Below are 24,275 nucleotides of genomic sequence, written 5' to 3'. Positions count from 1 at the left end.
GCCGCCCCTACACGCCGCCGGGGCGCAGCCGCGGGAGCCTGGAGTCGACGTCCGGCACCGAGTAACCCAGCGCGCGCAGGCGGCTCGACACGTCCTCGATCGGCTTGCGGATCTTCTGCGCCGCGGCGAGGAGATGGTTGAGCGGCACCGGCTGGCTCGCGTCCAGCCACGGGCGGGAGCCGTCCAGGTCGGTGCTGGCGAGGAGGAGGTCGTTGGGCTTCACCGAGTCGACCTGGATGCTGCTGAGGTCGACGTCGACGTTGTAGCCCAGCGTCTCCAGCCGCGCCGCGATCTCGTGCACCGGCCGGCGCACCCGGCGGGCCGCCTGCAGCAGGTGCGGCAGCGGCACCTGCTCGTCGAGGTCCAGCCACGGCTGCGAGCCGTCCAGGTCCCGGCTGGTGATCAGCAGGTCGTCGGGCTCCACCTGGTCCAGCGACGGGCCCGCGCCGTGCAGGCTCACCGCGTAGCCGAGGAACGTCAGCCGGGCCGCGATGTCGTGCACGCTGCGCCGGGTCCGCTGCGCCGCCCGCAGGATGCGGATCGTCGGGACCGGCTTCATCGGGTCCAGCCACGGATCCGAGCCGTCGAGGTCCTCGCTGGTGATCGTCAGGTCGTCGGGCTCCAGGTGGTCGATGAGGATCGCGTCCGGGTCGACGTCGACGCGGTACCCGACTGCGGCGAGCCTGGTGGCCACGTCGGCGACGTCGCGGCCGGTCGCCTCCGTCGCGCGCAGCAGGTGGATCAGCGGCACCGGCCGTGCCGGGTCCAGCCACGGCTGCGAGCTGTCCAGGTCGCGGCTGGCCAGCTGCAGGTCCTCCGGCTCCAGCTTCACGGTCTCCAGGGCGTCGAGGTTGCCCCCGAGCGTGAACCCGAAGGCGCGCAGCCGCGCCACCACCTCCGCCACCGGCCGGCCGGTCCGCTCGGCGGCGCGCAGCACGTGCACCGGCGCCACCTCCTCGTGCAGGTCCAGCCACGGTGACGTGCTGTCCAGGTCGCGGGAGATGAGCACCAGGTCGTCGGGCTCGACGGTCAGCGCCTCCCAGCCGGGCTCCAGCGGGTAGCCGAGCAGCGCCAGCCGCGCCGCGGTCTCGTCGGCCGGCAGGTCGACCTTGTGCGCGGCGCGCAGTATGTGCAGCCGCGTCACCGGCTCCCGCGGGTCGAGCCACGGGTGCGAGCCGTCGAGGTCCCGGCTGGCGATCGTCAGGTCCTTCGGGCCGAACTGCTCGATCGGCAGCATGTCCACGTCGACGTCCACGTCGAAGCCCAGCTGCCGCAGCCTCGCGACGATCTCCTGGATGGGACGGCCCGTCTTGTGTGCCGCCCGCAGCAGGTGCACGAGATGCACCGGCTGGTCCGGGTGCATCCAGGGACGGGTCCCGTCGACGTCGCGGCTGGTGAACACCAGGTCGTCGGGGTCGACACCCACCTGCGCGGCGCCCACCGACGGCTCGTAGCCCAGCTGGTCGAGCCGGGCCGCGATCTCCGGCGCGCTCCGCCCGGTCTTGCGCGCCGCCCGCACCAGGTGCACCAGCGGCACGATGTCGACCGGGTCCAGCCAGGGGCCGGTGCCGTCGACGTCGACGCTGAGCAGCAGCGCGTCCGACGGCCGGGAGCGCAGCGCCCGCTTCCAGTCCGCGCCCGGCTTGAGCACCTTGCGGTAGCGCCCGCCTGCGGCGAGGGCGGTCAGCCGCCACTCGACCAGCTCGTCGGGGCCGCCGACCGGCCCGTCGTTGGCCACGAAGCAGCCGGTGACGGACGCGTCGACGGTCTCGCCGTCCATGTCCCACCTGCCGTGGCCGCGCTCGATCGCCTGCTCGAAGATGAGGTCCGCGACCAGCGGCCGGATCGGCGCCAGGCGGCACAGCCACTCGTAGCCGAGCAGCGTCGTGCCCGGCGCGGTCAGGGCCGGCACCGCCTCCCACAGCAGCCGGTCGACGTCGTCCTCGCGGTACGCCAGGATCTTCGTCCGGTCGACCGACAGCCGCGGCGCGAGGTCCCGGTTCAGGTTGACCACCGCGCCGAAGATCTCCTTGCCGGCGTAGAGGCCGTCGGCGAGCAGCGCGCCGGTGCCCTTGCACCACCACACCCGCGACCCCTCGGCCGCGACCACGCCGACGCCGACGCCCTCCTCGTCCTCGTCCTCGTCGTCGAGGGCGGTCGCCGCCTCCGACAGCTCCCCGGGCGCCCACTGCTGGGTCTCGACGCCGTCGGTCGCGTCGGTGCCGAACTCGGCCACCCACAGCAGCTTGCGCAGCTCCTCCACCGATGCGACGGTCACGCCGTCGCGCAGGTGCAGCCGCACCGTCGTGCCCGAGTCGGTGCCCGGCCCCAGGTCCTGGATGCGGAACAGGCTGCCCGGCCCCGCGATCGACACCCGCAGCCGCTCGCCGGCCTGCCCGTCGCGGCCCATCCGGCAGGTCTCGACGGTCAGCTCGTCGGCGAGCATGAAGTAGCTGAGCACGCCGATGCCGAACCGGCTGTTGGGGAACAGCTGCACCGGCGGGTCGAGCCGGGCCCACTCGGCCTGCTCCTCGAGGAACTCCGGCAGGTCCGCCAGCCGCACGCCGGCCTGCGAGAACACCTCGCTCAGCTCGCGGACGCCCATGCCGATGCCGTTGTCCACGCAGTCCAGGAACGGCCGGCCGGACTCGTCGACGCCCTGCTCGAAGCGGATCCGGCCGCTCCACGCGTCGGGGGGCGCGGCGGTGGTGCGGGCCAGGAACTCGGTGCGCGCCTCCCGGTAGCGGCACGCGTCGAGGGCGTTCTGGTACAGCTCCCGGATCGCCAGGGCGGGGTCGCCGTAGAGCTGCTCGCCCATCAGCAGCTCCCGCACCCGGTCCTCGGCGAGCCGGAACCGCACGCCCGCGGACTGGTAGGCCGGGACACCGCCGACGACCGCCGGGCGCACCTCGTCGGTCGCGGCCCGGTTGGGCAGGTGCCGCAGCGCGGCCAGGGAGTCGTCCCGGGCCGCCGCCCGCTGGGCCTCGGCGAGCAGCTGGTTGAGCGTCTCGATGTGGACGCGCAGCGCCACCTCGATCGAGGGGTGGGCGCAGTCGGCGGCGAGCACCAGCGTCGCGCCGCGCAGGTCCCAGCGGGCCGCGTGCACCGTCTCGATCACCTGGCCCGGCGTGACCGGGTCGCCGATGCCGAGGTGCTCGCCGATGACCTCCGGCAGGACCGTCGCCTCGATCGCCAGCCAGCGGGCGATCGTCAGCAGGAACGCGACCAGCCGCTCCCGCGTGCCGTGCCGGTCCTGCGAGACCAGCGCCTCGGGCCGGTCATGCCGGTTGAGGAACGCCGGGTCGGCGCGGATCGCCCGCAGCAGCTCCGCCAGGCGCTTCTGCGGCTCGTCGTCCAGCGCGCCCGCCAGGTCCTGCGTCTGGCCCTCCGGCCCCCTGATCAGCGCCTCGATCGTCGCCGGCTGGTACGCGGCGGGCCGCCGGCCGATCCACCGGTGCAGCAGCCACCAGCCGAGCTCCGCGGCCGCCTCCCGCCGGCCCGCGCGGATCGCGGCGAGGGCGCGGCGGTGCGGCTGCGCGTAGGTCTGGGAGAACCGCTCGAACGCGGCCCGGTCGCTGGACGCGTCCTGGGACGGCTCCAGGTCGCCGGGGTGCACCCCGCGCTCGGCGGCGGCGATGCCGGCCCACAGCGCGTCGTGCAGGAACGGGGTCGTCACCAGCAGTGCCGCCTCGGCGCCGCTGAGCCGCTCGCCCTCCGGCAGGAAGCCGACGAGGCTCTTCACCTGCTCCGACATGCGCAGCGCGAAGTCGCCGTCCTGCCACGGGTCGTCGGGCAGTGCGGCCGCGGACCGTCTGCGCGCCGCGGCGAACTGGCGCACGAGCGTCACCGCGCGGTCACGGTGGGCCGCGCCGTCGGTCACCCGCCCCCACACCTCGTGCTGTGCAGCGAACGTTTCCCAGCCGTCAGGAGCCATGCGGGAAAACTTACCGGCCAATCGCAACGGACCGCTCCTGTTGGGGCCGAACGGCCGGTCGCGCGTTGTTGCTTTCGCAGGCTACGGTGCAGCGGGCAGTGATGGTCGTTGGAAGGAGCACGTCGGGTATGTCCATCGCTGAAGACGGCAACGAGCAGGAACAGCGTGTGGACCGGGCGGCGCGGCATCGCATCCCGCCGACGGCCTCCGCGACCGCGAAGGTCCCCCTCCTGCCGGAGCCGTTCAACCCGGCGAAGCCGACGTTTCCGGCCGGCGCGGCGATCCCCCGGCAGCGGCGCGGCGGCCCCACGGCGATCGCGACCGCCTCGATCCCGGTCACTCCCGTCGAGGACGACCGGCCGGACTTCGACGCCCTCTTCGCGGACGCCCTGGGCGACGAGCCCGAACCGGAGCCCGAACCCGCTCCGGCCCCGTCTTCCGAGGCGCCGTCCCCTGACACCGTCGCTCCTGACGCGGCCGGTCCGGAGACCGATGATCCTGAACAGGGGGACGACCCGGCGACCGTCGGGACGCTCGCCGGTGAGCTCAGGGCGAGCGCCGCGGAGTCGCTGCCGCCGGTCGACGACGAGCCCGCCGAGCCCCTCGTGCCCGCTGTGCCCATGGCGCTGGTCAAGCCCGCCGCCGAGGCCCCGGCGCTCGTGGACCCGGCCGCCTTCGATCCGGCCGAGCTCGACCCGGCCGCCGATGAGCCGGAGGATGCCGCTGTACCGGCGGCGCCGCCGGTCGGGGTGGCGCCGGTCCTGCTGGCCCCCGACGACTCGCCGACCGTGGCCGACTACGTGCCGCCGGCCATCGCGATCGTCACCGACGACCCCGCCGACACCGACGACGGCCCCGACTACCGCGGCGCCCGCCGCCGGAACGCCGCCTGGCGCCGGTACCCGGTCGGTGCCGTCGCCGTCGCCGTCCTGATCCTGCTGGTCACCGCCGCCGTCGTCCTGCAGCTGGTCAGCAGCGGCGACCACGGCACCCCGGTCTCCGCCGACGCCAGCCCGCAGCGCTACCCGGGCATCGGCGGCCTGCCGGAGCTGACCCGCGACGCCGGCGCGTCACCGTCCGCGACACCGTCGGGCACCCGGTCGGCGAGCCCGACGCCGAGCAGGTCGAAGTCCTCGGCACCCGCCGTCCAGCCGCCGAGCGCCTCGGTGTCCCCGTCGAAGCCGGCCAGCTCCGCCCCGCCGCCACCGCCGCAGGTGACGACGGGCCAGCTCGTCGGCGCCGGCTCGCGCATGTGCCTCGAGTACCGCTCCGGCCAGAACAACCAGGCCGTCATCGACGCCTGCGACCGCGCCGGCTCGCGCAACACCAACCAGCGCTGGACGATCCGGCCGGACGGCAGCATCCGCGCCGACGGCGGCTGCCTCGACGTCGCCAACGCCGGCAAGGGCAACGGCAACGCCGTCCAGCTCTACTCCTGCAACGGCACCGTCGCCCAGCAGTGGACCTTCCGCGGGGACGGCACGCTGGTCAACCCCAACTCGGGCCGCTGCCTCGACGTCGCCAACGGCGGCACCGGCGCCGGCACCCAGGTCATCATCTGGGACTGCACCGGCGCCGCCAACCAGCGGTGGACCCGCCAGCCCTTCTGACGCGCCTTCCGTCACCGGGACGGTCTGGGGATCAGGAGGCTCGCCGCCGTGGCCACGAGGGTGGCGACGGCGAGGGTCAGGTCGGTGGTCGCGGCCGCCGACGGGGACGGGACCAGGGACAGGTAGACGCTGCCGAAGGTGGCGACGCCCAGGACGGCGGCGAGCTGGGTGACGGTGGCGACGACACCGCTGGCGTCGCCGGCGAGCGCCGGCGGGACGTGGGTCAGGGCGACCCCGATCAACGGGCTGAAGGCGGCGCCCAGGCACAGGCCGTAGAGGGCGCTCACCGAGAGGTAGGCGACGCCCAGCGGGCGGCCGTCGCGGATGGTCCAGGCCATCCAGGCGTACGTGACGGTGACGACGACCAGGGCCACGGTGATCGCGGGGTGGTGCCAGGACGCCGGGAGGCGGCGCCAGTTCAGGCTGCTGAGACCGAAGGCCAGGGCGGCGGGGACCAGGACCAGGCCGGCCTTCGCGGGACCGTAGCCCAGGTCCGACTGGGTGTGCAGGCCGAGCGTGAAGAGGAAGCCGGCGTAGGAGGCCATCACGGCCAGGATCGCCAGGGCCGCCGGCACCAGGCCCGGTGAGCGCAGGACCACCCCCGAGATGAGCGGCGCCGGGCTGCGGCGCTGGACGAGCGCGAACGCGGCGAAGAGGGCGGCGCTCAGGGCGAGACCGGCCCAGGTCCACGGCGGCCAGCCGGACCCGTGGCCCAGGACGAGCGGCAGGACCAGGGTGAACACCGCTGCGGCGAGGATCAGCACGCCGAGCGGGTCCAGGCGGCGGGTGTCGGTGCCGGGGTCGGTGGGCAGGTGGCGGCTGCCGAGCAGGAGCAGGGTCACGCCGATCGGGACGTTGACCAGGAAGACGGGGCGCCAGGCGGTGCCGAAGAGGTCGGCGCCGGTGAGGAAGCCGCCGGCGGACTGGCCGACGACGGCCGCGCCGGCGAGGACGGCGCCGTAGAGGCCGAGGGCGCGGGTGCGGGCGGGGCCGGCGAAGGTGCGCTGGATGATGCTGAACACCTGCGGCACCATCAGGGCGGCCGCGAGCCCCTGCAGCAGGCGGCAGGCGATCAGCGTGCCGGTCGACGGGGCGAGGCCGCACAGCAGCGACGCGGCGGTGAAGGCGGCCAGGCCGGCCCGGAAGGTGCGGCCGTGGCCGTGGCGGCCACCGAGGCGGGCGCCGGTGACGAGCAGGACGGCGTAGGCGATGGCGTAGCCGGCGACGACCAGCTGCAGGCCGGCGCCGGAGGCGCCGAGGTCGGTGCGGATCGACGGCACCGCCACGTTGACGATCGAGACGTCGAGGACGGCCATGAACTGCCCGCCGAGGATGGTCGCCAGGAGCACGCCACCGGTCCGTGCGGTGGCCGGCGGGCTGTCGGTCAGAACGGTCATGGAGCCACCCTCCGGCGGCGCCGGTGCCGGCGGGGAGAGCCCGCTCATCCTGGTACCGGCAGCACCTGGCACCGGGATGGGCACCGCCCGAAGATGGAAGCATGACGACGTCCCGCGCCGAGCTGGCCGCGTTCCTGCGCTCGCGACGGGCCAGGATCAGCCCCGCCGACGTGGGCCTGCCGCCGGGCTTCCGGCGCAGGACACCGGGGCTGCGCCGGGAGGAGCTGGCGCAGCTCGCCGGGGTGGGCGTCACCTGGTACACGTGGCTGGAGCAGGGCCGCCCGATCAACGCGAGCGTGCAGGTCCTGGACGCGATCGCGCGCACGCTGCGGCTCGACGAGGCCGAGCGGGAGCACCTGTACCGGCTGGCCGACGTTCCCGCGTTCACCGCGCAGCCCGCCGGCTGCCCCCTCGAGCCGCAGGTGCAGCTGATCCTGGACAGCCTGACGCTGCCCGCCTGTGTCTACAACGGACGGTACGACCTGCTCGCCTGGAATCCCGTCTACGCCGATCTATTTCCGGATCTCGTGCGCCGGAAAGGAACCGAGCGAAATGCCTTATGGCATTTGTACATGACGCCGAAATGCTGTATGCCGTTCGTAAACCTGGCGGATGAGCTGCCGTTGATGACGGCGACGATGCGGGCCAACTTCGCCCGGCACATCGGCGAGCCGGCCTGGGAGAATTTCGTGCGCGACCTGTCCGCGGCCAGCCCGGCGTTCGCTGCGGCGTGGCAGTCGCACGACGTGGCGGTGCCCGGCAGCCGGTTGAAGATCTTCCGCCACGGGGACGTCGGTGACCTGCGGCTTTCCACCCAGAGCATGCTGCTCGCGGGGACGCCCGAGGCGCGGCTCATCGTCTACACCCCGGCCGACGAGGCGACCGCGGCCGGGCTGGCGAGGCTTCCCGGACTGCGTCCGTTGACCGGCGCGTGTACCGGGCATGGTGTGGCTCTTCCCCGGGACGCCCTGCGCGGCTAGTTTGTTAGGTAACACAACGAACCACCGCACGGGCCGGTCGACTCCTCGGCGGGATGACCCCGGTCCCATTACGCGCAGCGGTTTCGGCGAACCGTTGCGCGCAGCGACCTGTGTCCACCCCGCACAAGGAGCTCCGTGTTCACCCAACGCCGGCGCGCGGCACGCGCGCTATTCAGCCTTGCCTGCTTATCCCTGACCACGACCGCGGCCGTCACAATTCCGGCTGCCGCAGCCTCCGCTGAAACCGTCCCCCTCCAGGCGCCCCAGGTGCCGCAGGCGCAGGCCGTCGAACCGTTCGACGTGCTCGTCTTCTCCAAGACCGCCGGGTTCCGGCACGATGCCATCCCCGCCGGCATCACCGCCATCCAGCAGCTCGGTGCCGCCAACGGCTTCACCGTCGACACCACCGAGGACGCCGGCGCGTTCACCGACGCCAACCTCGCCAAGTACGAGGTCGTCGTCTGGCTGTCCACCACCGGCGACGTGCTCGACGCCACCCAGCAGGCCGCGTTCGAGCGCTACATCAAGGCCGGCGGCGGCTACGCCGGCGTCCACGCCGCGAGCGACACCGAGTACGACTGGCCCTGGTACGGCGAGCTCGTCGGCTCGTACTTCACCAGCCACCCGGCGCAGCAGCAGGCAACCATCAAGGTCGAGGACCCGGCGCACCCGTCCACAAAGGACCTGCCGGACCGCTGGAGCCGCTACGACGAGTGGTACAACTTCCGCGCCAACCCCCGCGGCAAGGTGCACGTCCTGGCCAGCCTGGACGAGACCAGCTACACGCCGGGGACCGGGGCCATGGGCGCGGACCACCCGTTCTCGTGGTGCCGCGACTACGACGGCGGGCGCTCCTGGTACACCGGCGCCGGCCACACCCAGGAGTCCTACAGCGACCCGCTGTTCCTCTCGCACCTGCTCGGCGGCATCGAGACCGCCGCGGGCGTGCTGAAGTCGGACTGCAGCGCCACGCTGACCAGCAGCTTCGAGAAGGTCACGCTGGACAGCAACACCAACAACCCGATGGAGCTCGCGGTCGCCCCCGACGGTCGCGTGTTCTACATCGAGCGGGACGGCCGGGTGCAGATCGTCAAGCCCGACACCCACACCACCGTCACGGCCGCCACGATCCCGGTGTTCACCGGCAACGAGGACGGCCTGCTCGGCATCACCCTGGACCCGGGCTTCGCCCAGAACCACTGGGTCTACCTGTACTACGCGCCCAACGGCGGCGGCCCGCGCAACGTGCTGAGCCGCTTCACGGCCGTCGGTGACACGCTCGACCTGAGCAGCGAGAAGCAGCTGCTGCAGGTCGACACGCAGCGCAACACGTGCTGTCACGCCGGCGGGACCATGACGTTCGACAGCGCCGGCAACCTGTACCTCGCGACCGGCGACAACACGAACCCGTTCGAGTCCGACGGCTACGCCCCGATCGACGAGCGGGCCGGCCGGCAGGACTACGACGCGCAGCGCACCTCCGGCAACACCAACGACCTGCGCGGCAAGGTCATCCGGATCAAGCCGCAGGCCGACGGCACCTACACGGTCCCGCAGGGCAACCTGTTCCCGGCCGGCACGGCCAAGACCCGGCCCGAGATCTACGCGATGGGCTTCCGTAACCCGTTCCGTATCGGCGTCGACCCGAAGACCAACACGCTCTACGTCGGCGACTACGGCCCCGACGCCGGCCAGCCCAACCCGAACCGCGGCCCCGGCAACACCGTCGAGTGGAACATCGTCGGGCAGCCCGGTAACTACGGCTGGCCGTACTGCACCGGCGCGAACGTGCCCTACCGCGACTGGACGTTCCCGTCCGGCCCGGCCGGCCCGGCGTTCGACTGCGCCGCACCGGTCAACAACTCGCCCAACAACACCGGCCTGACGAACCTGCCGCCGGTCATCGCGGCGACCGTCGACTACGACTACGACGCCAACCCGCGCTTCCCCGAGATCGGTGGCGGAGGCGCGCCGATGGGCGGCCCCGTCTACCGCTACAACGCCGACTCCACCTCCGAGACGAAGTGGCCGGCGTACTACGACGGCAAGGCCATCTTCGGCGAGTGGAACCAGAACAAGCTGTACACGATGCAGGTCAGCGCCGACGGCAAGTCCCTTGTGGACATCAACCAGCTGCTGGCCGGCATGAGCACGATCCGGCCGATGGACATGGAGTTCGGCCCCGACGGCTCGCTCTACCTCATCGAGTGGGGCACCGGCTTCGGCGGCAACAACGACGACTCCGGCGTCTACCGCATCGACTACACCGCCGGTGACCGGGCCCCGATCGCCCAGGCGGCGGCCGACCCGACCAGCGGCCTCGCGCCCCTGGCGGTGCACTTCTCCAGCGCCGGCTCCCGCGACCCCGACGGGCAGCAGATCACGTTCGCGTGGGCGTTCGGCGACGGCGGCACGTCCACCGAGGCCAACCCGATCCACACGTACACGAGCAACGGCAACTTCACCGCCCAGCTGACGGTCACCGACTCGGAGGGCCGCAGCGCCACCGCGAACGTGCCCGTCACCGTCGGCAACACCGCGCCGAAGGTCACCATCACGCTGCCGCCCAACGGCGGCTTCTACGAGTGGGGCGACCAGGTCGCGTTCACCGTCACCGTCACCGACCCGGAGGACGGCACGGTCGACTGCTCGAAGGTCCAGGTCCAGTACCTGCTGGGCCACGACGAGCACGCCCACCCGCTCAACCAGCTGACCGGTTGCAGCGGCACCATCCAGACGTCCCTGGCCAGCGGGCACGGCGCCGACGCGAACGTGTTCGCCGTCATCGAGGCGTCCTATGTGGACAAGGGTGGCGTCGGCGGTGCCGCCCCGCTCACCGGGCGGTCGCTGGTGCAGCTGCAGCCGAAGCGCAAGCAGGCCGAGTACTTCGCGGCCACCGGGCGGGTGCCGGGCTCGACCGCCGGCGGCGACCCGGGCGTGCGCACCGAGACGACCGGTGACCCGCAGGGCGGCTTCCAGAACATCGGCTTCGTCGAGGAGGGCGACTGGTTCTCCTTCGCCCCGGCCAACCTCACCGGCATCACCCAGCTGCGGATCCGCGCCGCCTCCAACAACGCCAGCGGCGGCACGATCCAGGTCCGCACCGGCGCGCTCGACGGTCCCGTGGTGGGCTCCGTCGCGGTGCCGGGCACGGGCGGCTGGCAGACCTATGTGGACCTGACCCTCGACGTCACCCCGAGCACCTCCAGTGGGCCGCTGTACTTCATCGCCACCGGATCGGGCGCCGGCTACAACGTGAACTGGGTCGACTTCATCGGCCGCGGCGTGACGGACAACGCGCCGCCGGTGGTCACCGCGACCGCCACCCCGCCGACCGGGACCGCGCCGTTCAACGTCGCGTTCACGGGCTCCGCCACCGACGCCGAGGGCGACACGCCGCTGACCTACGCGTGGGACTTCGGTGACGGCGGCACGGCCACGACGGCGAACGCGAGCCACACCTACACGGCACCGGGCACCTTCACCGCGACGCTGACGGTCACCGACTCGCGCGGAGCGAAGGGCTACAAGAGCGTCACCGTCAAGGCGGAGGCGCCGAACACGTCCTGCTTCGGCGCGAAGTCCGACGACTTCCTCGGGTCCACGCTGGACCGTGCGAAGTGGACGGTCGTCCGGGAGAACCAGACGTTCTCCGTCGCGGGCGGCTCGCTGATCCTGCCGACCGCCTCCGGCGACCTCTACGGCAGCCGCAACGACGCGACCAACCTGGTGCTGCAGCCGGCACCCAGCGGCGCGTGGCAGGCCACCACGAAGATCACCCTGGCCACGTCGGCGAACTACCAGCAGGCGGGCCTGATCGTCTACGGCGACGACGACAACTACGCCAAGGTCGACCTGCTCTACGCCGACTCGCGCAAGGTCGAGTTCATCCGTGAGACCGCCGGCACCCCGCGCAACGAGGGCGCCGACGCGATCCCGGCCCAGCCCGGCGACACGTACTACGTGCGGATCGCCTCCGACGGCACCAACCTGACCGCGTCCTACTCCACCGACGGCACCACGTTCACCCCGGTCGGACGGTCCGCGGCGCTCGCCGGGATCGCCAACCCGAAGGTCGGCCTGTTCGCGCTCAACGGCGGCACCACCGCCCCGGTCGTCAACGCGAGCTTCGACTACTTCCAGCTGGTCCCGGACGAGCCGGCCGGCGCGGTCAACCCGAACGACGAGTTCACCGGATCCACTCTGGACCACTGCCGGTGGAACGCCATCCTGCGGGAGGACTCCACGAAGTACCGGGTGAGCAACGGCGCGTTGCAGATCGACGTCCCCAACGGCGACATCTACGGCGCCGACAACTCCAACCCGTCCAACTTCATCCTGCAGAAGGCGCCCACGGGTGACTTCACGCTGGACACGAAGGTCGACGGCTCGCTGTTCAACGAGCAGTACCAGCAGGGCGGCCTGATCGTCTACGGCGACGACGACAACTACGTCAAGTTCGACTTCGTCGCGGACAACCAGGCGGGTCAGACGGTCACGCGGCGCATCGAGTTCCGCAGCGAGATCGCCGGCGCCGTGCAGAACCCGCAGCCCGGGGCGAGCAACCTGACCGCCGCGGTCTGGTACCTGCGGCTGGCCAAGGCCGGTAACGTCTACACCGCCTCGTACTCGGCGGACGGCGTCACCTACACCGCGCTGGAGAAGCTCACCAACGCCGCGGTGGCGACCAACGCCAAGGTGGGCCTGTACACCCTCGGTGCCGGGCAGAAGGCGTCGAAGCCGGCGTCGTTCGACTACTTCCGGATCAGCACCGCCTCGGTGGACACGACGGCACCCGTCGCCACGTCCACTGTGGATGGTCCGCAGTCGAACGGCTGGTACACCGGGCCGGTCACCGTGACCCTCGCGGCGACCGACAACGCCGGCGGCTCGGGTGTCGACAAGATCGAGTACCAGGTCGACGCCGACAGCACCTGGACGGCCTACACCGCCCCGGTCGCCGTCAGCGGCGACGGCACGCACAGCGTCAAGTTCCGCGCGTCCGACAAGGCCGGCAACGTCTCCGCCGTGCAGACGGCGACCGTGAAGATCGACGCGACCGCGCCGGTCACCACGGCGGCGTTCGCACCGGCGTCCGACGCCGGCTGGCACAACGGGGCCACCCCGGTGACCCTCGCGGCCACCGACGCCGGCTCCGGCGTGACCAAGGTGGAGTGGTCCCTGGACGGCGGCCCCTGGACGCCGTACACGACGCCGGTCAACGTCACCGGCAACGGCCAGCACGAGCTGCTCTACAAGGCCACCGACGCGGCCGGCAACGCGGAGACGCTCAAGTCGGCGATCCTGAAGATCGACGGCACCGCGCCGACGGTCATCGTCGCCGGCCTCGCCGACGGCCAGCTCTACGGCGACAGCCAGGACGTCCGCGTCACCTGGCAGGCCATCGACCCGGTCTCCGGGATCAGGTCCGTCACCGGCTCGCTGGACGGCGGCGCCTACCAGACCGGCACCCTGCAGGCGATGTACGAGCTCGACCTCGGCCTGCACGAGCTGGTCGTCGTCGGCACCGACAACGCCGGCAACGCCACCACCAGCACCGTCCGGTTCTTCGTCACCACCTCGTTCCGGGACATGCAGAACCTGCTGGACCGGTTCAAGGCGACGAGCCGCCTGACCAGCAAGGCGTACACCCAGCTGTCGGACCAGCTCGCGAAGGCCCGCAAGGCCGAGGCGAGCGGGAACGACAAGAAGGCCCTGAAGGAGCTCGCGTCCTTCCGTGACCTGCTGACCGCCAAGCTGGTGCCCGAGGCCGAGGTGCGCGACACGCTGATCCGCGACGCGGACGCGATGACGTTGCGGCTCGGCGGCACCCCGCCCAGCAACGCCGGCGTGAAGGCCAACGCCGGTAAGTCCCTGCAGGGCACGGGCCGGCTCGACGAGGACCCGAGCCGGGTGAAGAAGAACGGCAAGCTGTGAAGGTTGTGCTCGCGCTGCTGATGATGGCGGCGTTGACGTTCGCCCCCGGCGACCTCAGTCTCGAGGTCGCCGGGGACGGCGCCGAGGGGGTGACCGTCCGCGCGTTGAGTGCGGACGGCCGCCCCGCCGAGGGCGACATCCGTCTGGTGCTGACCGCCTCGGCGGACGGCGGCCGGACGGTGGGTCCGCTGCAGCTGAACGCTGCGGCGGAGGGGCGTGGCTTCTACACCTCGGGCCCGGTGCTCTCACCGGGCACGTGGACCGTCAAGGTCACCGGGCCGGGTGCGAACCCGGTCTCCGCCACGGCGGTGGTGACGTCGCGCCTCGCACAGTCGCCGCCACCCGCGTCCGCAGCGGCTGCCGCCGCTCCGGAACGGGAGTCCTCCCACCTCTGGTGGTGGGGGCTGGCGGCGGCCGTGGCGGCGGGGGCGTTCGCGGTGACGGCCGTCGTGCGGCTGCGGCGCTCCAACTGACCACCGATCACCACCGACAGCAACAACAGTCCGGCACCTGCCGCTGACCAGCTCGTCAGCGGCTCGTGCAGGACCAGCACGCCGAGGGCGACCGCGGCGAGCGGCTCGACGAGGGCCACGACCGCCGCGGTCGTGGCCCTCACGACCGTCAGGCCCGCGAAGAACAGCGCGTAGGCGAGGGCGGTCGGCACCGCCCCGAGAAACGCCAGCAGCGCCACCGTCTCTCCCGTCCCGCCCCTGGTCGGCAGCAGGCCCTCCAGCAGCGCCAGGGGCAGCAGCACCACGGTGCCGACCGCGAAGCCGCCGAGCGCCGAGTCGAACGGGTCCTCCTTGCCCGCCCGGTTGAGCAGCGTGACGCCGGCGTAGCCGGCCGCGGACACGAACGCCACGGCGAGGCCCGCCGCGTCGACGGTGTCGATGCCCACCAGCAGCACGAGGCCGGTCACCGCGAGGGCGACGGTCGGGACGCTGGCGCGCTCCTTGAAGAGGATCCGGTCGCCGATCGCGACCAGCACCGGCCCCGATCCGAGCACGACGACCGTGGCGACGGCGACGCCGGTGAGGTCGATCGCCACGTAGTACGCCGTCTGGTAGAGCGCCATGCCCAGCCCGTTGAGGACCAGCCGGCGCTTGTTAAGTGGTTTTTGTCCGTTTTTCTGGAATGGCCGAATGGCTGCGAGCAATGCGATGCCGCCGAGGTACCGCCAGAACGTGACCGCGATCGGGCCGAGTCCGCTGCGGTCGTACAGAACGGCGGCGACAAACCCGCCGACACCCCAGGCCAATCCCGCGAATGCGATACAGAACAGTCCTCTGTTATGTCCCATTTATGTCTTACTCCCGAATTGTCGTGACGCTGCCAGAGCTGGGGATTCGGGCAGCCGTCACCGGCGCCGCGGCGCGAGGCCGTGACGCTTCTCCGGGTCGTTCGCCTGCCCGCTAGCGGATGGGCGGCGAAAGCACGACACGCAAGCACATGGCGGGCACGTTAGCGATCACCCGCCGGCGGGACACCTGATTTACCAGCCACGATCACGTTCTGGTGACAACTGGCCGCCTGCGCCGTGGTGATCATCACTGTCCGTCGCCGGGTTACCCCTGCTGACCGGCCCTTTTACGCGTGGGCGTGACAATTCGTGTCCGGGTTTTCATCGGATTGTCACCCTTCGATGGGTCGCTCTGCCCGGGTCATGACCTTTACGCTGTAGCGACACGCACAGCCGGAGGTCGCGCCGTGGCTCTTTCCGCACCCGCCACGCACGGGTCATCCTCGGGTCAGGGCCTGCCCTGGACCCTCGACGGCGGCAGAGGCATCCTCGGTCTCGACCCCGTCACCGGCGCCCTCGTGGTCTGGGCCGCACTGATGGGCGTCATCGTGCTGTTCATCCTCTTCGCCGCGATCCTGTCCCGCTGGAGCCTGGCCCGCATCGACCGGGCCGAGCGCCGGGCCGAGGTCGCCGAGGCCGACGCCAGCCTCAGCCCCGCCGAGCGCGCCCGCCTCCGCGTCGAGGCCGGCGAGCTGATCCGCCAGGCCGCCGCGACCGCCGCCGCCGCGAAGCGCGCCCAGCTCGAGGTCGGCGAGGCCCAGGCCCGCGCCCTCGCCGCGCAGCAGGCCCGCGAGGTGGCCTGGACGACGTTCGACGTGGCGCAGAAGGCCTACGAGGAGGCCCTGAACGCGGCCGCCGCGGCCACCTCCGGCGACGCCGGCGACGAGGACGAGGAGAGCAAGCGCGAGGTGTCCCGCGCCGCCCTTGCCGCCTTCAAGCGCGGCGACATCACCGTCGACGCCCTGGAGTCCGTCTTCAAGGGCGCGTCCGGCTGGGACCCGCTGCACGAGCTGCAGGCCCGCGAGATCGAGCTGCGCCGCTCCGCCGAGAGCCGCGCCCGCCGCCTGTACGACGCGGCCGCCGCGGCCGAGCGCGCCGCCGTGAAGGCCGCGGACGTGGCGGTCGTCGCCGCCCAGGCCCTGGCCGAGGAGGCCGCGGGGGTCGCCGAGGAGGCGGCCGAGCTGCGCGACACGCTCGACGCCGCCCGCCAGTCCGCGATCACCGCCTCCACCGTCACCCGCAAGCAGCGCCGCGTCCCGCAGCAGCGCACGAAGAACGCCCGCGCCACCGACACCACCCGCCCCGGCGCCGACCCCGCGGCCACCTCCGACCCCGACCGCACCCAGGACATCCGCGCCGTCCTCGAGGCCCGCAACGCCTCGCTGACCGAGGCCGCCTGAGACCAGCCCGCGGCGGCGGATGCCCGCCTCCATCCGGCGCGATGCGCCCTCGTGGTGAGCGAGGGAGCGGCCGGGGACCGTGCGGTCGGCGCTGCGGCGGATGACGCAGTGGGGGAGAAGCCGCCCGGAGGCTTGTAGAACGAGCGTTCAGTGTCGCAGCATGGAGGACATGGGTGAGCTGGTTGCGCTGCCCAAGTCGGGCGACGTGTTTGAGGACGTGCGGGGAGACGACCGCACCATGCGGGTGACGTGCCATCCGATGCGCGGCACGGTGGTGGTGTCGCTGTGGGTGGACAAGATCTGCCGGGCGTCGTTTCAGCTGGCCGAGGGCGACCTGCCCAGGTTGCGGGCCGCCCTCGACGCCATGGAGTTCAACGCCGCGCCGATGGTGGTCAAGGAGGCGAGCGCCTGAGGCAGACGTCAGCGCAGGTGCAGGACCATGCTCGGGGACGGGTGCTCCAGGACCGTCCGGCCGGGCTGCGGGACGCCGGTGGCGGGGTCCAGCTCCAGCAGCGTGACGGTGTCCGAGTGCTGGTTGGCCACGGCGAGGGCGCCGTCGAGCAGGGCGAAGTGGCGGGGCCAGGTGCCGCCGGTGGAGACCTCGTCGAGCGGTGACAGGCCGCCGGCGGTCACGGCGAACGTGGTGATGGTGTCGTTGCCCCGGTTGGCGACGTAGAGGCGCGTGCCGTCGGCCGACAGCAGCAGCTCGCTGGGGAAGTTGTCGCCCGCGGGCGGGACCAGCACCGACGGCTGGACGTCGAGGACCTCGAACCCGCGGTCCAGCACGGCGACCGTCGAGGCGAGCTCGTTGGCGACGAAGACCCGGCCGTCGGGGTGCAGGACCAGGTGCCGCGGCCCGCTGCCCAGCGGGGTGACGGACGTGGCGCGCTGCCGCTCCAGGACGCCCGAGGACGTCAGGCGGTAGTGGACGATCTCGTCGAGGCCGAGGTCCACCACGTACACCATGGGATCGCGGGAATCGCGCACGGTCACCTGATGGGCGTGCGGCGCGCTCTGCCGGTCCGGGTTCACGCTGCTGCCGGTGTGCTGCACGAGATCGGTGCGCGAGGCCAGGCCGCCGCCGGCGTCGAGGGCGAAGACGGAGACGCTGCCACCCTGGTAGTTCGCGGACAGGACGAACCCGCCGGCGACCGCGAGGTGGCACGGGGAGGCACCGCCCGTCGGCAGCGAGCCCAGCGGGGTGCCGTCGAGGCGGAACGCGGCGACGTGACCCTCGTCCAGCTCGGCCACCGTGTAGATGACACCGCCGTCGGCGGAGGCGGCCAGGTATGAGGGCGACGACGCGCGGATCGGCGGGGCCGACGGCTTGAAGTCGTCGTCGAAGAACGAGATCTGGTCGGCGTAGGAGCCGATGAGCACTGGCACCTTCCAACCCTAACGGGGCCTGAGGGTAGGGGCAGCACCACCACAAACAGCGGGGCTGCCCGGCTCGTTCCGGAGGCCCGCGATCGCGAGGCTTGACGCATGACGCTGCTGGCCGACCGCACCTCAGACTTCACGACACTGTCCCGCCACATCCGTGCGGCCGGTCTGCTCGACCGCCGCCCCGGCTACTACGCCCTGCGGTTCACCCTGGTGGGTGCCCTCTACGCCGGCGGGTGGGCCGCCCTCGCCCTCATCGGCTCGTCCTGGTGGGCGCTGCTGGCCGCCGCGCTGCTCGCCGCCGCGTTCGCCCAGGTGGCCTTGGTCGCCCACGACCTGGCGCACAAGCAGGTGTTCCGCACGTCCCGGATCTCGGAGATCCTCGGCATGCTGGTGGGCAACCTCGGCATCGGGATGAGCTACGGCTGGTGGATGAACAAGCACACCCGCCACCACGCCAACCCCAACCACGAGGAGCACGACCCCGACGTCGCGCCCGACATCCTGGTCTGGTCGACCCGCCAGGCGCGCGAGGCGAAGGGCCTGGCCCGGCTCATCGGCGGCTGGCAGGCGGTGCTGTTCTTCCCGCTGCTCCTGCTGGAAGGGTTCAACCTGCACGTGTCCAGCGCCCGCGCGATCGGCAGGATCAAGCGCTCCAAGCTCGAGGGTTTCCTGCTGTACGGCCACTTCGCCGCCTACCTGGTGGCCGTCTTCGCGCTGCTGTCACCCGGGATCGCGGTCGCGTTCATCGCGGTCCACCAGGGGCTGTTCGGCCTGTACCTGGGGCTGACCTTCGCGCCGAACCACAAGGGCATGCCGACCCTGACCGGCGACGACGAGCTGGACTTCCTGCGCAAGCAGGTGCTCACCTCCCGCAACGTGCGCGGCGGGGTCCTGGTCGACGTGCTGCTCGGCGGCCTGAACTACCAGATCGAGCACCACCTGTTCCCCAACATGCCGACCCCGAACCTGCGCAAGGCACAGCCGATCGTGGAGCGGTACTGCGCGGAGATCGGCGTGCCGTACCTGTCGGCGACGTTCGTCGACTCCTACTCGCAGGCGCTGCGCCACCTGCACGACGCCGGGGCGCCGCTACGGAAGTGAGGAAGGGCCGGCGGATGACCGCCGGCCCTTCTCATGTGGACGGTCGGCGGGTGACCGCCGGCCTTTCTGTGTGGACGGTCGGCGACCGCCGGCCGTTCCTTGTGCGAGGACGGTCAGCGGCCGCCGAGCAGCCCGCCGACCAGCGGGAGGTTGCCGCCGGCGATGCCGTTGAGCAGCGGCAGCCCGCCGACCACCGGCAGCGCCTCCTCCGAAGCACCCGCCGAAGCCGAGGCCGAGGCGGAAGCGCCGGCGGAGTGCCGCGGGGAGTACGCCGAAGCGTGCCGCGGCGCGTAGGTCTTCTCGGTGACGAGCGGCAGCTGGCTCGCGGCCTGCGGCAGCGCGCCGGTCGTGGGCACGAGACGGTTCGCGACCGCGGTGGTGCTGACGCCCGGGGTCGGGCCGACGCCGCCGATCACCGGGACGCCGGTGATCGAGTCGTTCTTCAGCACGTCGCTGCCGCCGAGCGGGAGCTCGCCGATGGGCAGGCCCGAGTCCGCCTCCGTGCCCGAGATCCGCTGGACCCGCTGGTTGCCCGAGCGCTTGCCGCCGGTGCCGACCGGGATGGCGAAGTCGTCGACGGGCTTGAGCGTGCCCTGCACCGGCAGCCCGCCGACCAGCGGGAGGCCGCCCGTGCCGCCGCCGAGACCGCCGACCAGCGGCAGCCCGCCGCCGGCGGTGTTGCCCAGCGGGAGGCTCGTCGCCTCGCCCGGGACGCCGGGGAACGCGGTGCGGGTGTCGGCGATCGACGTGCCGTGCAGCGTGTCACCGGCGGCGACCGGTACACCGGAAACCCCCGGCAGACCGAACTGCTGCAGCGAACCGACCAGCGGCAGCGCCGCCACCGAGTCCTCGGCCGGCAGCTGGTTCGGCACCGACTGCAGGTTGGAGACCTTGCTCGACGTCGCGCGGGGCAGCCCCAGCATCTCGGTCGGGATCATGTCCAGCACGCTGGGCAGTTGCCGGGAGCTGCCGGAAGGGCGTGACAGCTGGGGGCTGCTCATCTGCGTCGAGGTGGTGCGACGGCCCGCCTGCGTGCTGCTGTCCGCGCTCGTGTCGATGCGGGAGCCGTGCGCCTCGAGCTGCAGCGACTGGTTGTTGGGGCCGCCGGCGGGCGACAAGAGATCGTCCAGCTGGCCGGGCACCAGGGCGTCATCGGCGTGTGCGGCACCGGCACCGAGCAGCAAAATGCCGCCGGCCACACCGACGGTGCCGACCGCCCGGCGAAACCACGTGTTCATCCTCGTAAACCAATCTGGTCGACAAATCCGATCGCCTGTTCAACGACCAACCCGGACAAAGTGACGCGGCAGTTGTCGATCGAGCGGGCCCCCGGGCGTTGGTGATCTTCGTTAGGATCGCCCTGTGGAGTCCGAATCATGGTTGATGCGCCGGCTCCGCAGCGGCCTTCCCAACGCTCAGGCGATCACCCGTCCGTGGTGGGTCGAGCCCTTCTCGGATCCGCGCCGCCCCCCTCGGCTCGCGGCCACGAAACACATCGTCGTCTGTGGTGACGACCCCCTCGCGTATCGCCTGATCGAGGAGCTGATCCACCAGTACGGGGTGCACGTCACCGCGATCCTGCCGAGCGTCGACCAGCGCTACGGGCCCGGCATCGCCCGCCTGCTGCGCGAGCGCGGCGGCCGGGTCATCGAGGCCGCGAACCCCGACCGGGACGCGTTCGAGCTCGCGGGGCTGGCGACCGCCGACGCGCTCGCGCTGGTCAAGCAGGACGACATCGGCAACCTCGACGCGGCGCTGCAGGCCCAGGAGATCAACCCCGGGCTGCGGTTCGTCATCCGGATGTTCAACCTGCGCCTCGGGCAGAGCGTCCGGCGCAACTTCGCGGACCTCCGCGTCCTGTCCGACGCGCAGATGGCGGCGCCCGCGTTCGTGTCGGAGGCGCTCGGCGAGGTCGCCCCGGTGCACGTCCGCGTCGCGCGCCGCACCCTCTTCGTCGCGCGCCGCCCGGAGGTGCGGGCCGAGGACGTGATCTGCGGGCTGGCGGTGACCGAGGGCGACGGCGAGCCGGTGCTGCTCCCCGCCGACCAGGGCGCCGCGGACCTCGTGCTGGCCGTCGCGACCGGCGAGCCCGTCAGCACCGTCGTCGTCCGTGAGGACGACATCCGCCAGGTGCACCGGCGGCGGCGCTGGCGGTGGCTGCGCAACCCGTTCCGCGCGTACCAGGGACTCGTCGGCCGCCGGCTCTGGACGACCTCACTGATCATGGCCGGCCTGCTCGCCGCGGGCACCGCGATCATCGCGAGCTTCAGGGACGTCCCGTGGTGGGACGCGGCCTACGTGACGCTGCTGTCCGAGCTCGTCGGCGCCGGCCCCGACCTGGAGGCGCGCTGGCCCGAGAAGCTCGTCACGGTCCTGCTGAGCCTGGTCAGCATCGCGCTGGTCCCGGTCATCACCGCGGCGGTCGTCGAGACGATCGTCAACGCGAAGCTGGCCATCGCGCTCGGCCGGCTGCGGGAGCCGCTGTCGGACCACGTCGTGCTCGTCGGGCTCGGCAACGTCGGCACCCGCGTCATGCACGCGTTCGTCGACCTGGGCGTGCCCGTCGTCGTCATCGACCGCAACGAGAACGCCCGGGGCGCACAGTCCGCCCGCGACCGTGGCGTGCCGTTCATCGTCGGCGATGCCAGCCGCGTCGCGACGCTGCGCGCCGCGTCGGTGGACACCAGCCGGGCGCTGGTAGTGGTCTCCACCGACGACCAGGCCAACCTGGAGGCGGCCCTGGAGAGCCGCGAGCTCAAGCCCGACCTGCGGGTCGTGCTGCGGCTCTTCGACGGCGCGTTCGCGCACCGGGTGCAGCAGGCGTTCGGCATCACCGCCTCGCGGAGCGTGTCGTTCCTCGCGGCCCCGGCCTTCGCGGCGGCGCTGCTGGAGCGCGAGGTGATCGGCACCATCCCCGTCGACCGCAAGGTGCTGCTGCTGGCCGAGGTGCCGGTGGTCGCCGCCTCCGACCTCGACGGCGGGCCGGTCGGCTCCGCGGAGGACGTCGGCGAGGTCCGGGTGCTGGCGGTCACCACCGACGACGGGCGGCAGACCGTCTGGAGCCCGCCGCCGAACTACGTGCTGTGCGCCGGTGACCTGCTCATCGTGGTGGCGACCCGGGCGGGGCTGGGCAACCTTTTGGCTCAGACCGGCGGGACGGTCGACCCAACTCCCTGAGTTCCCGCCTCCTCCGCACCGGATCCGTCGTTGAATGAGGCGGATCGCCCGATTTACCCCTAACAGTCCGGGCGGTTCCTTCATGCGGACCATCGGGAGGATCGCGCTCATGCGCCGTAGGGTTTTGCTGGTCACCGGGGCGTGCGCCATCGTGGCGCTCGCCGGGGCGGGCGTCGCGGCCGCGACCTCGTTCGCCCCCGCACGACAGCCGGCGACGGCGTCCGCGTTCGCGGCGCCCGCGCACGACAATCCCGCCGCCACGGTGTCGGGCGTCATCGAGCCGATCACCGGCGACGCGTCGACGTTCCGCTACCCCGGCGCCGACTACGTGAAGGTCCACTTCTCCCGGCTGCAGCTCAAGCCCGGCGACACGGTCAAGGTCAGCGACGCGACCGGCGACGAGGTCCACCGGTACAGCGCGGCCCAGCTGCGCGACGCGGACAACTGGACGATGTCCGTCTCGGGCGAGTCGGCCACGGTCAGCGTCGAGCGGGCCGGCGACCCGCTGGGCATCAAGTCGAAGCTCGCCGGCCTCGGCCTGAGCGTGGACAAGATCGCCCGCGGCCAGACCCCCGCCGAGCAGGCCGCCGCCGAGCGGCTGGCCGCCGCGGCGCCGCACACGGAGAGCATCTGCGACAGCGACGAGAAGGAGAACGCCGCCTGCTACAAGTCGGCCGACCCCGTCGCGTACGCCAACTCCAAGCCGGTCGCGCGCATCCTCATCCAGGGCGTCGAGCTGTGCACCGCGTGGCGCGTCGGCACGAAGAACCGCATGATGACCAACGCGCACTGCTTCACCACCACCCGCGAGGCCCGCAACACCGAGGTGTGGTTCAACTACGAGTGCGCGCAGTGCGGCGGCGGCCCCACCCTGCGCCCGGTCAAGGTCATGGCCGACCAGGTCCTCGCCACCGACGACGTCCTGGACTACACCCTCTTCACGGTCCGCAACTTCGACGCGATCGCGCGCTTCGGCTACCTCCAGATGGACGACCGCGCCCCCGTCCGCGGCGAGGAACTCTACATCCCGCAGCACCCGCGCGGCATGCCGACCGTGATCACCACGTACGACAGCAGCGAGCGCTCCGGCAACTGCGCGGTCGCCAACCCCGCGTACAACGGCTACGACGTCGACACCGACATGTCGTACTACTGCGACACCGACGGCGGCTCGTCCGGCTCGCCCGTCATCTCCCGCCGCACCAACAAGGTCATCGCCCTGCACCACTTCGGCGGCTGCCCCAACTCCGGCGTCCGCATGGACCGCATCGCGGCGGACATCAGGAACCTCGTGTAAAGGTCCTGTGCAGGGTCCGGGCGCCGTTCCCGCTGTCGGGTAGCGTCTTGCGGCATGCGGAACGTGCGCCCGGCCCTGTGGTTCGACCTGGTGCTTCTGGCACTCTTCGCCGCGATCACCGTCGCGCTCGCGCTCCGGACGCCGCTGCTGTCACTCGACCTCGCCGTCCGCGACCTCGTCGACGCGCACCGCCCCTCGTGGGCCTACTGGACCGCCCGCGTCTTCAACTACCTCGGCCAGGGCGGCCAGGTCCTCACCCCCCTGGCCGTGCTGACCGCGCTGGTCGTCGGCCGGCGTACCCACTCCGTGCGCCCCGCGCTGCCGGTCATCGGCGGTTTCGTCATCACGTACCTGACGATCGGCCCGCTGAAGGTGTGGACCGACCGGACCGCCGCGAGCGACCACAAGGTCGTGCACCCGGAGTACCTCTTCCACGTGCCCACCGGCATGTCGTATCCGTCCGGGCACGTGGTCAACGCCATCGTCTGGTACGGCGTCCTGGCCATCCTCCTCGGCGGCCTGCTCCGCCCTGGCCAGCTGCGCGCCATCCGCTACGGCGCCCCGGCGATCGTGCTCTTCACCACGACATACCTGAGCTTCCACTGGGTCACCGACGGCCTCGCCGCCATCTGCCTCGGCCTCGTCCTCGACCGCATCCTGCAACGGGTCCCGTGGGACACGATCCCGCTGCCCTGGATCTCGCCAAAATTTGCTGGATCATCGAGTTTGCAGGAGCAGCAAACTCGATGATCTGGC

14 protein-coding genes are annotated in these 24,275 nt (G+C 72.2%); 9 read left to right on the top strand and 5 right to left on the bottom strand.

Annotation, left to right across the window (positions count from 1 at the left end; translation table 11 throughout):
• Positions 1–7: 7 nt before the first annotated feature.
• A complete protein-coding gene (locus tag ACQEVZ_RS23910; protein WP_433370058.1) occupies positions 8–3,934 on the bottom strand; it encodes an HD domain-containing protein in 3,927 nt (1,308 codons plus the stop codon).
• Positions 3,935–4,062: 128 nt separating this feature from the next.
• Between ACQEVZ_RS23910 and ACQEVZ_RS23905 the strand changes: the two genes are divergently transcribed.
• A complete protein-coding gene (locus ACQEVZ_RS23905) occupies positions 4,063–5,544 on the top strand; it encodes an RICIN domain-containing protein (protein ID WP_433370055.1) in 1,482 nt (493 codons plus the stop codon).
• An 11-nt stretch (positions 5,545–5,555) separates the two neighbouring features.
• On the opposite strand, the gene ACQEVZ_RS23900 is transcribed toward ACQEVZ_RS23905, so the two are convergent.
• Positions 5,556–6,941 (bottom strand): MFS transporter, encoded by a 1,386-nt coding sequence (locus ACQEVZ_RS23900; RefSeq protein ID WP_433370052.1) that lies wholly within the window; start codon positions 6,939–6,941, stop codon positions 5,556–5,558.
• Between the two features lie 101 nt (positions 6,942–7,042).
• On the opposite strand from ACQEVZ_RS23900, the gene ACQEVZ_RS23895 reads away from it, so the two are divergent.
• Positions 7,043–7,921 (top strand): helix-turn-helix transcriptional regulator, encoded by an 879-nt coding sequence (locus tag ACQEVZ_RS23895; protein WP_433370049.1) that lies wholly within the window; start codon positions 7,043–7,045, stop codon positions 7,919–7,921.
• A 135-nt stretch (positions 7,922–8,056) separates the two neighbouring features.
• Positions 8,057–13,858 (top strand): ThuA domain-containing protein, encoded by a 5,802-nt coding sequence (locus ACQEVZ_RS23890; RefSeq protein WP_433370046.1) that lies wholly within the window; start codon positions 8,057–8,059, stop codon positions 13,856–13,858.
• A gap of 223 nt (positions 13,859–14,081) precedes the next feature.
• Here the strand turns inward: ACQEVZ_RS23890 and ACQEVZ_RS23885 are convergent, their stop codons facing one another.
• Complete coding sequence (locus ACQEVZ_RS23885) at positions 14,082–15,158, bottom strand: DMT family transporter (RefSeq protein WP_433370043.1); 1,077 nt, start codon at positions 15,156–15,158, stop codon at positions 14,082–14,084.
• A gap of 407 nt (positions 15,159–15,565) precedes the next feature.
• Here ACQEVZ_RS23885 and ACQEVZ_RS23880 point away from each other — a divergent pair, with 407 nt between their 5' ends.
• A complete protein-coding gene (locus ACQEVZ_RS23880) occupies positions 15,566–16,558 on the top strand; it encodes a hypothetical protein (RefSeq protein WP_433370040.1) in 993 nt (330 codons plus the stop codon).
• Between the two features lie 169 nt (positions 16,559–16,727).
• Positions 16,728–16,970, top strand: coding sequence for a hypothetical protein (locus ACQEVZ_RS23875; RefSeq protein WP_354889134.1), 243 nt, complete (start codon positions 16,728–16,730; stop codon positions 16,968–16,970).
• 8 nt (positions 16,971–16,978) lie between these two features.
• On the opposite strand, the gene ACQEVZ_RS23870 is transcribed toward ACQEVZ_RS23875, so the two are convergent.
• Positions 16,979–17,944, bottom strand: a complete 966-nt coding sequence (locus ACQEVZ_RS23870; RefSeq protein WP_433370037.1) for a lactonase family protein — start codon at positions 17,942–17,944, stop codon at positions 16,979–16,981.
• A gap of 99 nt (positions 17,945–18,043) precedes the next feature.
• Here ACQEVZ_RS23870 and ACQEVZ_RS23865 point away from each other — a divergent pair, with 99 nt between their 5' ends.
• Complete coding sequence (locus ACQEVZ_RS23865; RefSeq protein ID WP_433370034.1) at positions 18,044–19,045, top strand: fatty acid desaturase family protein; 1,002 nt, start codon at positions 18,044–18,046, stop codon at positions 19,043–19,045.
• Positions 19,046–19,158: 113 nt separating this feature from the next.
• On the opposite strand, the gene ACQEVZ_RS23860 is transcribed toward ACQEVZ_RS23865, so the two are convergent.
• Complete coding sequence (locus tag ACQEVZ_RS23860) at positions 19,159–20,283, bottom strand: hypothetical protein (protein ID WP_433370031.1); 1,125 nt, start codon at positions 20,281–20,283, stop codon at positions 19,159–19,161.
• 124 nt (positions 20,284–20,407) lie between these two features.
• Between ACQEVZ_RS23860 and ACQEVZ_RS23855 the strand changes: the two genes are divergently transcribed.
• The 3 genes from ACQEVZ_RS23855 (at position 20,408) to ACQEVZ_RS23845 (ending at position 24,269) form a co-directional block, all read left to right on the top strand.
• Positions 20,408–22,222, top strand: a complete 1,815-nt coding sequence (locus tag ACQEVZ_RS23855; protein WP_433370028.1) for an NAD-binding protein — start codon at positions 20,408–20,410, stop codon at positions 22,220–22,222.
• 109 nt (positions 22,223–22,331) lie between these two features.
• Positions 22,332–23,519 carry a trypsin-like serine peptidase gene (locus ACQEVZ_RS23850; RefSeq protein WP_433370025.1) on the top strand — a complete coding sequence of 396 codons (1,188 nt, stop codon included), beginning with the start codon at positions 22,332–22,334 and terminating at the stop codon, positions 23,517–23,519.
• A 54-nt stretch (positions 23,520–23,573) separates the two neighbouring features.
• Positions 23,574–24,269 carry a phosphatase PAP2 family protein gene (locus ACQEVZ_RS23845; protein ID WP_344514285.1) on the top strand — a complete coding sequence of 232 codons (696 nt, stop codon included), beginning with the start codon at positions 23,574–23,576 and terminating at the stop codon, positions 24,267–24,269.
• Positions 24,270–24,275: the final 6 nt, after the last annotated feature.

Source organism: Dactylosporangium sp. CA-152071 (assembly GCF_050936335.1).
Classification (GTDB): domain Bacteria; phylum Actinomycetota; class Actinomycetes; order Mycobacteriales; family Micromonosporaceae; genus Dactylosporangium; species Dactylosporangium maewongense.
The sequence above is the reverse complement of the archived record's forward strand: the minus strand, read 5'-3'. Positions and strand labels throughout refer to the sequence as shown.